11 protein-coding genes are annotated in these 13,565 nt (G+C 40.0%); all 11 read left to right on the top strand.

What is annotated here, in order from left to right; all coding sequences use genetic code 11:
- Positions 1 to 59 precede the first annotated feature (59 nt).
- A complete protein-coding gene (locus tag EHS11_RS01905) occupies positions 60 to 1,934 on the top strand; it encodes a PAS domain-containing sensor histidine kinase (RefSeq protein ID WP_135762735.1) in 1,875 nt (624 codons plus the stop codon).
- The gene (locus tag EHS11_RS01900; protein WP_135762734.1) at positions 1,935 to 2,336 is read left to right on the top strand and encodes a response regulator; all 402 of its coding nucleotides are present in this window, start codon (positions 1,935 to 1,937) and stop codon (positions 2,334 to 2,336) included.
- Between the two features lie 58 nt (positions 2,337 to 2,394).
- Positions 2,395 to 3,945 (top strand): FMN-binding glutamate synthase family protein, encoded by a 1,551-nt coding sequence (locus EHS11_RS01895; protein WP_135762733.1) that lies wholly within the window; start codon positions 2,395 to 2,397, stop codon positions 3,943 to 3,945.
- A 353-nt stretch (positions 3,946 to 4,298) separates the two neighbouring features.
- On the top strand, positions 4,299 to 6,377 hold the full coding sequence (locus EHS11_RS01890; protein ID WP_135762732.1) for an adenylate/guanylate cyclase domain-containing protein: 2,079 nt from the start codon (positions 4,299 to 4,301) through the stop codon (positions 6,375 to 6,377).
- A gap of 183 nt (positions 6,378 to 6,560) precedes the next feature.
- Positions 6,561 to 7,394, top strand: coding sequence for an LA_0442/LA_0875 N-terminal domain-containing protein (locus EHS11_RS01885; protein ID WP_135762731.1), 834 nt, complete (start codon positions 6,561 to 6,563; stop codon positions 7,392 to 7,394).
- A gap of 1 nt (position 7,395) precedes the next feature.
- Positions 7,396 to 8,268, top strand: coding sequence for an Ig-like domain-containing domain (locus EHS11_RS01880; protein ID WP_135762730.1), 873 nt, complete (start codon positions 7,396 to 7,398; stop codon positions 8,266 to 8,268).
- A gap of 179 nt (positions 8,269 to 8,447) precedes the next feature.
- Positions 8,448 to 9,311 (top strand): Ig-like domain-containing domain, encoded by an 864-nt coding sequence (locus tag EHS11_RS01875; RefSeq protein WP_135762729.1) that lies wholly within the window; start codon positions 8,448 to 8,450, stop codon positions 9,309 to 9,311.
- A 23-nt stretch (positions 9,312 to 9,334) separates the two neighbouring features.
- The gene (locus EHS11_RS01870) at positions 9,335 to 10,441 is read left to right on the top strand and encodes a helix-turn-helix domain-containing protein (RefSeq protein ID WP_135762728.1); all 1,107 of its coding nucleotides are present in this window, start codon (positions 9,335 to 9,337) and stop codon (positions 10,439 to 10,441) included.
- A 108-nt stretch (positions 10,442 to 10,549) separates the two neighbouring features.
- On the top strand, positions 10,550 to 11,593 hold the full coding sequence (locus EHS11_RS01865) for a fatty acid desaturase (protein WP_135762727.1): 1,044 nt from the start codon (positions 10,550 to 10,552) through the stop codon (positions 11,591 to 11,593).
- A 638-nt stretch (positions 11,594 to 12,231) separates the two neighbouring features.
- Complete coding sequence (locus EHS11_RS01860) at positions 12,232 to 13,002, top strand: transposase (protein ID WP_135762726.1); 771 nt, start codon at positions 12,232 to 12,234, stop codon at positions 13,000 to 13,002.
- 106 nt (positions 13,003 to 13,108) lie between these two features.
- Positions 13,109 to 13,565: hypothetical protein (locus EHS11_RS01855; RefSeq protein WP_135762725.1), on the top strand; the 457-nt coding region annotated here is incomplete at its 3' end.

Raw genomic sequence — 13,565 nt, 5'->3', positions numbered from 1 at the left:
ACTTTAACTTATGGAAAGAATAGACAAACCTAAATCCAAATTCAAATTTAGGGAGAACTATGTTAGTACCTGATTACGAGATATATCAACTTCTTAGTAATATCAGTCGGGAGCTAATTTGCCTCCACACTGAAGATGGTACATATAGCTTTGTCAGCCCATCTTCCGAAAAAATCATTGGTTACCTTCCTTCCGAACTGGTAGGGAAAAACGCATACGATTTCTTTCATCCGGAAGATAGAAAAAGAATCCTGGAAGAGACCCATTTGCCCATTTTAAAGGGAGAAACAGACAATCTAACAGAATATAGATTTTTGCACAAGAACGGGTCGTATGTCTGGTTACAAACTCTCAGTCAAATTGTAAAAAACAATGAAAACCAATCTGTAAAAATCCATACCTCTTCCCGTGATGTTTCCAACCAAGTAGAACTACGCGAAAAACTGATCCAACGGGAGAGACTACTCCGTGAATCCAATAACGTGGCAAAGGTAGGCGGTTGGGAATTGGATTTGATTACCATGAAACCTATGTGGAGTGAAATGATATTTCACATTCATGAAATTGAACCTCCCGATATTCCTCCGATCGAGACTTGTATTTCTTTTTTTCCTTCTCCCGGGGACGAAATCGTTCGGGAAAGCCTTATGACTGCGGTTGAAAAAGGCCTTCCATATGATTTAACATTGCCTTTCGTTTCTGCCAATGGAAAACACAAATGGGTTCGTGCACTTGCCAAGGTTGAATTTTTAAATGACAAACCTTCCCGCATTTATGGTGCGTTATACGATGTCACCGCCCAAAAAAATGCGGAATTGGAAAAGGAAATCTCTGAAAAAAAATTCAGAGAAGCGTTTCATTTTTCAGTGGGGGGACTCGCCATCACTTCGATCGAAGGAAAATTCCTCGAAGTCAATTTGGCTTTTTCCAAATTCATCGGTCATTCCGAAGAAGAGCTGAAAAATATGACAATCGAATCTGTCAGTCATTCTGCGGACTTCGAAGCAAATATGAAATTACGCCGGAAGGTAATCGCGAATGAATCCAGTTTTTTCGAAATGGAAAAACGATATGTCCACAAAGACGGCCATATTCTCTGGGGACATCTTTCCGCTACTTTAGTCCGGGACAAAACAGGGAATCCTATTTACTTTATCTCGCAGGTTTTTGATATTGATTCCAGAAAAAAAGCGGAACTTAAATTATTACTCACCAACGAAAAACTAACATCTGTTACGAATTCTTTGACAAATCAAAACAAACAACTTCAATCTTACAACCAGATCGTTTCTCATAATCTGCGTTCACCAATCAGCAATCTGCGAACTTTGCTTGGGCTTATCGACGAAACGGAAGATCCGATTGAAAAAACGGAATACCATTCCCATCTGAAGATTGTGGCTGAAAATTTGGAATCCACTCTTGAAGATTTAATCTCGGCACTTCGCATCCAACAAAACCATGAAATCAAACCGCAACTTTTAGATTTCAAAGACAGTTTCGAAAGAGTCCAAAAACTGATGATAGGAGAAATTCAAAATCTGGATGCGGAAATCGATTATGATTTTTCTTCTTCTCCCAAAATCTATTTTCCAAAACTTTATCTGGAAAGCATTCTCACCAATCTTTTAAGCAATTCGCTTAAATACTCCGCGCCAGGAAAAAACCCTTATATCCAAGTTCAATCTTTCAGTATCGGAAAATCCGTAACACTTAGTTTTACTGACAATGGCTCAGGGATTGATCTGGAGCGATATGGAAAACAAATCTTCCAGTTGAAAAAAACATTTCACAGAGGCAAAGCGGGAAGAGGCGTGGGATTGTTCCTGACAAAATATCAAATCGAATCAATGGGTGGCCAAATTGAAGTCCGCTCCCAACCTGGTCACGGAACCACCTTTCTACTCCATTTTTTGAACCAGGTGAATGCATAAATGAGTCAAATCAAAATCTGTTTGATCGATGATGATAAAATCTATCAATTTACCACTAAAAAAATCATCTCCAATTCCAAACTTGCGGAAGAAATTTTAACTTTTTCGGACGGAGAAGAAGCCATTGAATTTTTTGAAGCTTCCAAACAAAACAAAGAAATTTTGCCCGATGTTATCTTTTTGGATATCAATATGCCTTATATGGATGGATGGCAGTTTTTGGAAGCTTATGCAAAAATACATGCAGAGATTCTGAAACCCATTCGCATTTATCTGGTCAGTTCTTCCGTGGATGAAGCTGATACGAAACGTGCCTCGGAAAACAATCTGTTATCCGGATATATTTTCAAACCGTTTACCAAAGAAAAACTGATCGAAGCTACCTCGTTTTTTCAATCTTAGCTTGTCATTTTTTTCTTTTGTATGATCCTTTTCGTCTAATACTCCCGCGGACGGTATCATGGATCAAATAACAAATTGGATTTCTACAAACCCTTGGGTCTCCTTTGGGATTGTATGTATTAGTTTTTTCATAGTCGTTTTTGTAAGAGATGTAACTCAAAAGAAACACACAATTCAACGCAACTTTCCCATTGTAGGCCATCTTAGATATTTTTTAGAAAAGATTGGTCCCGAACTTCGTCAGTATTGGGTTGCAAATGACAAGGAAGAAAGGCCCTTTGATAGAACAGAGCGCAGTTGGATCTATGCTACTGCAAAAGGACAAAACAATAACTTCGGATTCGGTACAACGGAATTGCAGTACGAGCCGGGTTATCCTATCATCAAACATCATGCCTTTCCTTTTCCCGAAGCCAAGGCTCATATCGTAGGAAAAGATCCTTCTTGTATTCCAAGCCTAAAGGTGATCGGAGCTTGGCATAAAAGAAAATTTCCTTACAGACCTTATTCCATCATTAATATTTCGGCAATGTCTTTCGGCTCTCTTGGCAAAAATGCCGTGATGGCATTGAACCGGGGTGCAAGAGATGCAGGCGCCTATCATAACACAGGCGAAGGTGGACTTTCCCAATATCATTTGCAAGGTGCCGATATCATGTGGCAGATCGGAACCGGATATTTCGGAGCGAGAGATGAAAATGGAAAATTCGATTTGGCAAAGGCAAAAGAGAAAGTAGAAAAAAACAAAAATATCCGCCTGATCGAAATCAAACTGTCGCAAGGCGCCAAACCGGGTAAAGGTGGAATTCTTCCTGCAGCAAAGGTAAACGCAGAAATTGCAAAAATCCGCCATGTAGCAATAGGCAAAGATTGCATATCTCCCAATTCTCATTCCGAATTCAAAAATGTTTCGGAGCTAGTCGAATTCATCGAAAAGGTTGCGGATACAACCGGACTTCCCGTCGGAATCAAAAGTGCAGTAGGTGAAATTGAATTTTGGGAAGAGCTTGTACAAGTCATCCAAGCCACGGGAAAAGGTCCTGATTTTATCACAATCGACGGAGGGGAAGGTGGAACGGGTGCAGCACCTCTCACTTATGCCGATCATGTTTCCTTGCCATTCAAAATCGGATTTCAAAGAGTTTATACGTTATTTCAAAAACACAACCTAACTCAGAATATCGTTTGGATCGGTTCGGGCAAATTGGGCTTTCCCGATCGCGCAGTCGTTGCAATTGCAATGGGATGCGATTTGATTCATATTGCACGGGAAGCCATGTTGTCGATCGGATGCATCCAGGCGCAAAAATGCCATACGGATCATTGCCCGGCGGGAGTTGCCACTCAAAATTGGTGGCTGCAAAGAGGAGTCGACCCTGAAATCAAAGGCAAACGTGCCACCAAATATCTGCAAGGTTTCCGCAAGGAACTTCTATCTCTCGCACATTCCTGCGGTTACGAACATCCCTTGCAATTTACAGGAAGAGATATAGAAATCAGTATGGGTATGAACCGTTATCAGCCTTTGGAAGATTTGCTCGGTTACAAGCGGGATCCGATCTCTTTTACAAAGTTTGCCGATTATACCGATTTTCCGGGAAGAATGTAATCCAGTCAAGATGCCGGTCACGGTAGTCTTTGCTGGCTATCTTGCCAAATACTTTGGATCACGATTAACATCGATGGCATGTGGAATTTCGTATACAAACCACTTTTTAGGGGTAACTCCAACTTGCACTTACATCAAAGCGCATAAGAGACAAGATTTCCAAACCATTGGGGAACCTTCAATCAAATCTTCCGCCTAACGTCAAGCCATCACAGTAAACCCAAAGCACCCGAGCATCGGAACCGGCTCGTTTGCAGACCATAACGGTATTCGAAGCGCAAAATTTTTCATTCGGTAATCATTTTATGATTTGAAATTTACTCATCTCTTATTTCTAGGAGTAGGATTCTTCATTGAAATTTATTATCTTGCTTATCTTTCTTTCCTTGAGCTGCGGTCCCGCGGGACGGGATGAAAAAGCAAACATCCAAAAAGGAACGCTAAACTTAGAATCCCATTCCTTTACCGACTCCCCTTTTTTAACGCTCACAGGAGAATGGGACTTTTTCTGGAACAAAACGTCTGAAACCATTCTTGCGACGGACATTCCCAGTTCCATTATACTTCCCGCGCATTGGAACCACCGTAAGGAAAAAGAAGAGGAACTGACAGGACAAGGGTTTGCAACATTCCGAGTCCATATCCTTTTGCCCAAGGACCAGACTGTTTTTCCTTTGGCGGTTTTAACGGGAGAACAAGATAGCTCACACGCGATTTATATAAATGGGAAATACATAGGCGGATCCGGGAAACCGGGCAATTCCAAAGAAACTACCATTTCCCAAGTACAATCTTCCATCGTAATCATTCCTTTTACCGGTGCCAAAGAAATCGATTTGGATTTGGTTGTCTCCAATTTTGCACATAGAAAAGGAGGACCTTGGAATGATATCGTTCTCGCTCCTTTCCAAAAAGCACAGGAAAGACTTACCAACAGAAAGATGAATGAAACAATCCTTGCTTCCGTTCTCGGATTCGTTGCTTTGTTTTTTTTGTTTTTCTATTTCTTTGATAAAAACGAAACCCATACATTGGGAATTTTCGCTTTTTCCTTTATCATATTGCTTAGAAATATTTCTACAGGTGAAAGGATTTTACTGGATTGGGTGCATCTTCCCTATCAGGTTATTTTACGAATCGAATACTTTTCCTGGTTCTGGTCCGCTCCTGTTTTATATCACTATTTCCAAACTATCTTCCCGATTGACTTTTCAAAAAAGATCGGAAATGTTTTTTATCTGACTTCTCTGATATTAACACTTGTTTTGCTTCTTCCTTCCGAGTATTTCACGGAGACCGCCTCCTTTTATCCGATCATATTCATACTTAACGGTTGTTTTTTGCTCTTTTTTCTGATCAAAAGTTATCTTAAAAAAAGATCTGATTCACAAACCTTATTATTCGGAACAGCTCTCCTACTCATCGGTGCGATCAACGATACGTTACATGCGGAAGCGATCTGGCATACGACGTACATTGGCCCTCTAACTGTCGTTTGTTTTGTCTTTTTACAGGTATTCACCTTCGGAAAATCCTTTCGCAAAAGTTTGAATCATAGCAAAGAGTTAGCTCTCAAATTAAGTTCTCTCAATTCTTCTTACAGTAGATTTGTTCCTAAGGAATTTTTAAACTTCCTCGGAAAAACCGATATCAGAGACATCTCGCTAGGCCAACAAGTTCAGAAAAAGATGACCATTCTTTTCGCCGATATCCGTTCCTTTACGGAATTTTCCGAGCAACTAACACCTAAGGAAAATTTTGATTTTTTAAATTCCTACCTTCAAAGAGTAGGACCTATTATCCGTCATAACGGCGGCTTTATAGACAAATTCATCGGGGACGCCATCATGGCGCTCTTTCCCGATGATCCCAATCATGCCATTCGTGCCGCAGTGCAGATGCAGAACGAAATTCGTCTCTACAATATGCATAGAGCCAATTACAATTACAAACCTGTGCAAGTGGGAATCGGCATCCATACCGGTACATTGATTTTAGGAATCCTGGGAGAACATGAAAGGATGGAAGGCACTGTCATTTCCGACGCAGTCAATCTTGCTTCCCGTATCGAAGGGGTAACAAAGATGTTCGGCGCAAACATTGTAATCAGTGCGGATACTTTCATTGAAGCGTCGGAAGATTTAGGTTATGACTATAGGCTTTTGGATAGAGTGAACATAAAAGGGAAAACCGATTCGGTCTTCGTAGTGGAAGTATTGGATGGATATGATCTGGAAAAAAAAGAATTACTCTCCAAACGAAAGGATGACTATATCATCGCGCTTGAAGCATACCGAAGAGAGGACTATCAAGAAGCGGAAGAAGGTTTTTCGAGCATCCTCGATGAAGTTCCTCATGATTCCGTTTCCAGGATTTTTTTAGAAAAGTCGAAATCATATATTCATTTGTTAAATCAAGAGCGGAGAATATAACCTTACCGATGTTAATGTAATATATTTTTTCACAGAAAATCCATAAAAAACACTACTCGAACGGGGGATAAAAAATTTCCAGTCGAAGTCCTGGTTTTTTGTATGGAAATAACTTTTCTTCTTCCCAAACACTTTCCTTGCATTAGGATTTGTTTATAAGCAGAAAAATGAGCGCCAAATCAAATGAAAAAATATCGATTTCTACTCTTATTCGTCGGACTATTTTTATCTAGTCTGCCCCTAATCGCCATTAATACAATTCTTTTGAAAAATGGAAAGTCCATCAAAGGAATCGTTTCAAGCCAGAACTTGGATTCAGTAGAAATCAATCGCGCCGACGGAAAACATGTAATCGTTTCTAAAAAATCCGTCTTAAAAATTATCTACAAAGATCTTGCCGAAGAAGAAGAAGCAAAGATCCGAAAAGAAGAACAGACCAAAAGAGATCTTGAAAAAACAAGGCTTCTCGAAATCCGCAACCAAGAAAACCTAACGCTACAAAACTCGGAAACAGCAAAAAAAGCGGAAGAAAGAAAAAGAGTTTTGGAATCTGCAAATACTCCTTTGAAATCGGATTCCCTTCGCACTTCCTTTTTATTGCATTCTCCGAATCCGACTCATCCGATACTACTTGCCTCTCCGGGGCAAAAATGCCAGCCGTACTCGGAATATCCCGAATACTTTTGGATGTTTGGTGCCTTCCGGTTCAAAGAACCGAAATATACCGAATTGTTTCCTAAAGAAGACAGACCGATTCGCATTTCCCAAGTTTCCACTTACAAGGATGTTGCTCTCACACTCCTAGGCGGATTTTTAATTACAGTCACAAGAAAAACATTGGTAGTCGAAATCTGTGAAGGTGAAGGTGCCCGTTCCTACAATCAAACAGGTATACCTAGTTCCGCTGATTCGGAACTCAAAACAAAACAAGATCTGCAAGATATAGAAGAAAAATTAGATTTGGAACTCCTGGAGAAAGACCTGGAGCATTTAGAGAAACAAAAACAAGGACAGTGATATGAATACTCCAATTGCAAAAACCTTTTCCGCTTTTCGATTACTAACATATATTAGCTGGGTTTTGGCAATTGCATTTGTTTCCAATTGTTATCTCAATCCGGCGATTCAGTCCATAATCAATCCACTGGAATCCAAATCATCTTCCGCCGGTGTTTTAGCTCTATTGGGAGGAGGAGGAAGCACTTCTTCCGATATAGCGACTCTTCAAATTACCGGACAATTGAAAACAGACGGACTCAATTTGGTAAATGGAAACCTAACGGTTTCTTATGGTTCCTCTGCCGTGAGAGGAGTTGCCGTTTCCACTACAACCACTACCAATTCAATCGGTAAATTCGTTTTATCTTTGAAGCCGGGTACACCCAAAATCAGTGTTTCCGATGCCAATGGAAATGATTTAGGTAGTTTTGAATTGAATGTACCAACGGAAGGAGATATTACCGAAAAATCAAATTCTTCATCTTTGGTTGTATCCAGCCTGAGAAGATATACAATCGATGAAACACCGGATATAACAACCGATTCCGATTCTTCAGTGACATTTCTTCTCACTTCTTCTACTCCTGCCTCAGGAGCACAGCTTGATTCTTCAGCAGCACCTAACACAAATGCGACTTTGAATTTCAGCTTATCCGTGGATTCCTCTACAATCGATTCCTCTACGATTCAGGTCATTAACGACGGCGACCCGGGAAACCCCGGTACAGTTACTTCACTTTCCACCAGCGGAACAGTTGTTACATTTCAAATTGGAAATCTAATCGCCAGTCAAACTTTTACAATCAATCTTTCAAGCACGATCAAAAGTATTACCGGAAGCTCACTCCCGACAACTACGATTCCTTTTACTGTCACATCCGGAGGCAAGTAGACCTTTTAGATCCGAATTTTTAAAAAATATTAAAGCTTATGTCTCGTTAAAAAATTATAAATTTCTAATAAATACAATTGAAATCCATATTTCATAGATAGAATGAAATGGACCTTAGTAACAGGTCGTTCGTTGTCCGGAGCAAGTTATTTTTTCCGTGACAATCCGAAGGAAGTTATATGAAAGCCAATTCATCCAATCTATCGGTTCGTAAAAGCATTTTGATCAGTCTTCTATCTGCTGCGTTTTTACTGGTTTTGTTTTGTCAATGTTTGATGAACCCTGCAGTGCAATCGGTTACAAATCCCCCGAAAGAAACAACAAGTCCGATCGGTTTTTTGGCTTTGTTTGCGGGAGGTGCTACAACGAGTGCAGCTGCCTTCCAAGTGTCCGGCCAATTGAAAAACTTGAATGGAAATTCTCTCTCAGGGACAACATTGTCTGCAAGCTCCGCTTCCGGCTCGGTTCGAAACACAGCGGTTTCCGTAACCACAACAACAAACGGGGCAGGCAGATTTCTTTTGAATCTTCCTATCGGCATAACAAAGATCTCGGTCATGAACTCTTCCGGATTGGTATTGGGAAGCTTCAATCTGACCCTCTCGGCTGACTCGGTAGTACAAACCACTGATTCCAACTCCCAGTTCAATGTCTCCAATATAGAAAAACATGAATTAGGCGTTATAGTGACTCTTTCTTCCGATGATTCGTCGACGGTCCCGGTTCCAAGTCTTATAAGCTCTTCACCGGAAAATGGAAACACTTCCGTTGCTCTCAACGGTATTTTCCAAGCAATTTTCATATTAACCTTTAATACAGATATGGATTCATCAACTATTAACAGTTCTACAGTCACTGTTCCCGGGCGTTCCGTCAGTGTAATAGCGAACACATCAAGGGAATATATAGCGACCATTTCCGAGCTTTCCAATGACACGGATTATGTAATCACCCTAAGCTCGGAGATTAAAGATCTAATAGGAAATAGTTTATCAACCACAACTATTAACTTTAGAACCATGCTTTCTGCAATGCAGTTATAGTTATAATCTATAAATGAGGGACCTTGGATTTTTCCGTCTTATGGGTTTTTATTTCCTTCTCAGTCTTCGGGACTTATTTGGGTTTTCTTCTTTGTTTGGGACAATGTATCTTAGAAAGAAAAACTTCCTTAAATAGACTACTCGCCATTTTATTTATTTGTCTCGGCATATTGCAGGGAACCGGGCTATGTTTGGTGCTGGGATTCCATTCCTTTCTTCCCAAGATCATAATCCTGCATATCCCGGTCTTGGCAACAGTTGGTCCCGTTCTTTACGGAATTCATAAAATCATCCAGGATTCGGAATTTGAAAAATCCTTGTTGGGATTAGGAAGAAAACATTTCATCCTGCCCGGGCTCTTCTGGGTCTGGTATGGAAATATTCTTATGACGGAAACCCGGGAATTGTCTGATTCGATCCGGATTTTTATCTCAAAAAACTCTCTGTTAGACTTTGTTTTTTATATACCCTTACTTATATTAGGTGCTTACATTTCAGCATTGTTTAGAGGAAGTAGAATCCTTTTCAAATCGAGCGTATTAAAAGAAGAATGGACTGCCCGTGTTCTACTTTATATCATTCTCGCTACCATAACAAATCATACGGTCGGGGCTCTTTATCTTTTTCATAAGGATCCAATCTTTCTCTTGGCAAGCGCAGATATGATGGCGCTCAGCTTATGCATTGCCTATTTGATCGGAAGAAGGTATCCTGCGTATTTCCAAAATTTGCAGGAAGTCGCAAGAGAAACCTTACACAAATACAATCGTTCTTTGCTCATCGGGATGGATTTGGAAACTCTCCGAAACAATTTAATCCAAAGTATGGAAAAGGAAAAACTATATAAGGAAGAAGACTTAAGTCTCACAAACCTTGCCGAGGAGCTGGCACTTACTCCCCACCAGCTTTCCGAACTGATCAACAAAGAAATGGGAAAAAACTTTTCCATTTTTGTAAACGAATACAGAATCAAAGAAGCTTGCGAACTTTTGAAAATGGAACCCGAAAGATCGATTTTAGACATTGGGTACGAAGTGGGATTTCGAAGCAAAACCGCATTCCATAGGGCATTTTTAAAACAAACCGGTCTGACTCCGTCCGAATACAGAGAAAAGAATTCCCATCTGTAAGTAACAATCTATCATTCGATTCCACTCATCGGGTGCCGGTTTATAAAATGGAACGACCGCTTTGGAAAAATCCACTAAGATACAATCTATCGTCGATAGGAGAATGCAATGACCTCTTTAGTACTGGAAAGAAAAACGGAAAAGTTATCCGAAAAAGAAAAAACAAAACGAATCATGAAATGGATACGGTACTCCGATTCGAAACTGAGAAAACGATTCACCTTCCTACGCTACCAAAATGCAATCGGTTTTGGAATTGTGATCGGTTCCACTTCGGGAATGATTCTATTGGGAAGCCTGTACATCGCAGAACTCATTCCTTTTTGGATTTGCATCATAGGAAATGCCATCTTTGCTTCCTTCCTACATGAAATGGAACATGATCTCATCCATAACATTTACTTTAAAGAAAACCCCAGAATACAAAACTTTCTTTTTTGGATGGCGTGGTTGTTCAGAGCTAATGTGGTCAATCCTTGGTTTCGAAAAGAAATCCATCTTTTGCACCATAAAGTATCGGGAAACAAGGAAGATATAGAAGAAAGATTTATCAGCAACGGAATGCCTTGGGGATGGAAAAGGATTTTAGTAATGATCGATCCGATTATGGCAGTCGTACTACAAGGACCGAAAATCAAAAAAGATGCGGTTCGATATTTAAGGAAAATCAAATCCCCCGCTACTAAAGGACCATATCAATACATTCATCTTTTGCTTTGGTATTCTTTTTTGTGTTGGGGGCTTTTTTCTTTAGTGAACCTGGTGATTGGTAGCTCATTCCATGAAACAGGAATTATAGCAAACATTCATTCTGTCTTAAATACGACTGCAGTCGTATATTTGATTCCTTGTTGGTTGAGACAATCAGCAATACAAATCGTTTCTTCCAATATGCATTATTACGGAGAAGTGAAAAGTTTATTCCGACAAACGCAAGTATTGGATTCCTGGCTGACATTTCCTTTGCAGTTGTTTTGTTTTAATTTTGGCGCTACCCACGGGATTCACCATTTCATCGTAACACAACCGTTTTACTTAAGACAAGCAGTCGCACCTAAGATAAAACCGATTTTGAAAAAATACGGAATCCCTTTCAATGATTTCGAAAGCATCGCCCACGCAAATCGGGAAACAAATCATACCAAAGGCTAAAAACAAAGGTCGGTAGAAATATTTATTTGGTTTGGGCGCCTTGAATGTTTTTCAATTTCCAGCTTTCTTTTGTTAACCGACCGGGCTCTTCGCTTCAATCAAACGGAAAACAATTCTCGCGGTAACGGAGGCCAAAGGATGGCCGGAGTTTTTTCGTCGGAACAGGATGTTCCGCGAAAAAGAGCGGGGAATGTTTTCCGTTTGATTTCCGCTACGATCTGTCCGCACACAGGACTTGCCAAGGCTCACTTTCTCCCGAAGCCTTTTCCCTGATCATCACCATTCATAGTAAGATGTTTCTTTGTATAAGAACTTCATTATAGGATTCATGGGATCTCGGGTTTGATACCGTTTTCGGAGATTTTTTATGAAAACTATTTACATTGGAATTGATTGGAGTCGTGATTTCATAGATCTAACAGCTCTGAGTGAAAGTGAAAGTATTCTCTTGGAAGAGAGAATACAGGTAACAAGAGATGGATTCAAAAAGCTCGATGAAGTAATCGATCGTTATAATCGAAAGGGTCATGTCGTTGCAGCGATAGAGTGCTGTTGAATGCAGCACGGGAAAAACCGAAAGATGCAACAAAGCTGGTTTAAACTACCATTTGGAGAGTTTCAAGAAAGACAGACGTCGTTTGACCACTCGCCTTAGAATCAATTTGCAGTCTTATTTCCCTGGTTTTTCGAGGATTTTTAGGGATATTACAAAACCGGTTTTACCCCTTCTTCTTTTTTTAGAGTCGCCTACAAAACTTCGTTCCTTATCTCTCGATTCATTTCTTGCTGGGATTCAAAGTATCAGATGGAGTGAAAAAAGAAAGATTCAAATTTATGAAAATCTTAATTATGAATCACCTGAGTATGAAACAAGCAGGCAATCCGAATGTATCGTATATACGATGCATTTAATAGAGCAGATCAATCTTCTTGATCATCAGATTGCAAAAATGAATTCAGATATTGAGAGTCTTTACAACAATCATTCCGGTAGCCGCATTCTCAGTTCCATCCCTGCTATGGGAACCATGATAGGTGCAACTCTTCTCGCCGAACTCTCCGATGAATCAAGAGGGTTCCGGGATTATCGGGCTTTTCAGGCATACGCAGGAACTTCTCCGGTCTCCAGGCAAAGCGGAAAATCGCAGAAGCTGGTTGTTATGCGACGTGCGTGTAACAAACATTTACGACACGCTCTTTATTGGCTTGCATTCAATTCATTGACTCGGGGGGAATGGGCTAGACAATTTTACGACGCACAGAGAGCAAAGGGAAAGGCTAATTCCGTTACTCTCCGATCTCTTTCTAATAAATGGGCAAAGATCATTTTTACTATTTGGAAAAAGAATTCTACTTATTCTGCCGATTTATTCAAAAAAACATCTATACATAAAATTTTATTGACTTAGTTCGCATAGTAAGCCGGTGGCGCGAGGGGGTATTTTCATTTTCTGTTATTTGAGAAATTTAGTAAATGGCGACTATTTGCGCATAATCAAATTTATAGAAAACTTTATGTCCTTAGTTTATTTTTTATTCGTTTTTGGAGTTCCATTCCTATATGTGTGTTCTTGTTTGCAATACAAAACCTTAATGATCCAAAACCTGATTCTCAAAACCCAACTTGCCGCATACAAAAGAAAACAAAAAGTCTTTCATACAACTTCCTGGGAACGATGTAAGCTCGTCATGCTTTCTTATCTAGGCTCCGATTGGAAAGCTTCCCTTATACTCGTTACTCCGAATACTCTCATTTCCTGGAGAAAGAAAAAGTGGAAACTTTTTTGGAATCTCGTTTCTTCCTCTAAAAAATCAGGGAGACCTATGATCCGATGGGATCTGATCAAACTTACCCGGAAAATCGCGAAACAAAATCCTATCTGGGGTGCTACCAAAATCCATGGAACGATGATTAAACTAGGGTTTATGATCTCGGAAAAATCGGTTTCCAAATATATTAAAACTCTTCGTA

It is taken from the genome of Leptospira ilyithenensis (assembly GCF_004771005.1).
Taxonomy (GTDB): Bacteria; Spirochaetota; Leptospiria; order Leptospirales; family Leptospiraceae; genus Leptospira_A; species Leptospira_A ilyithenensis.
Note: the sequence above shows the minus strand (reverse complement) of the source record. Positions and strands in the feature narration are given on the sequence as shown.

Coding starts and splice junctions, on each gene's coding strand:
- EHS11_RS01885 (WP_135762731.1), top strand. CDS start 6,561: ATGAAAAAATATCGATTTCTACTCTTATTCGTCGGACTATTTTTATCT.
- EHS11_RS01865 (WP_135762727.1), top strand. CDS start 10,550: ATGACCTCTTTAGTACTGGAAAGAAAAACGGAAAAGTTATCCGAAAAA.
- EHS11_RS01880 (WP_135762730.1), top strand. CDS start 7,396: ATGAATACTCCAATTGCAAAAACCTTTTCCGCTTTTCGATTACTAACA.
- EHS11_RS01905 (WP_135762735.1), top strand. CDS start 60: ATGTTAGTACCTGATTACGAGATATATCAACTTCTTAGTAATATCAGT.
- EHS11_RS01875 (WP_135762729.1), top strand. CDS start 8,448: ATGAAAGCCAATTCATCCAATCTATCGGTTCGTAAAAGCATTTTGATC.
- EHS11_RS01895 (WP_135762733.1), top strand. CDS start 2,395: ATGGATCAAATAACAAATTGGATTTCTACAAACCCTTGGGTCTCCTTT.
- EHS11_RS01900 (WP_135762734.1), top strand. CDS start 1,935: ATGAGTCAAATCAAAATCTGTTTGATCGATGATGATAAAATCTATCAA.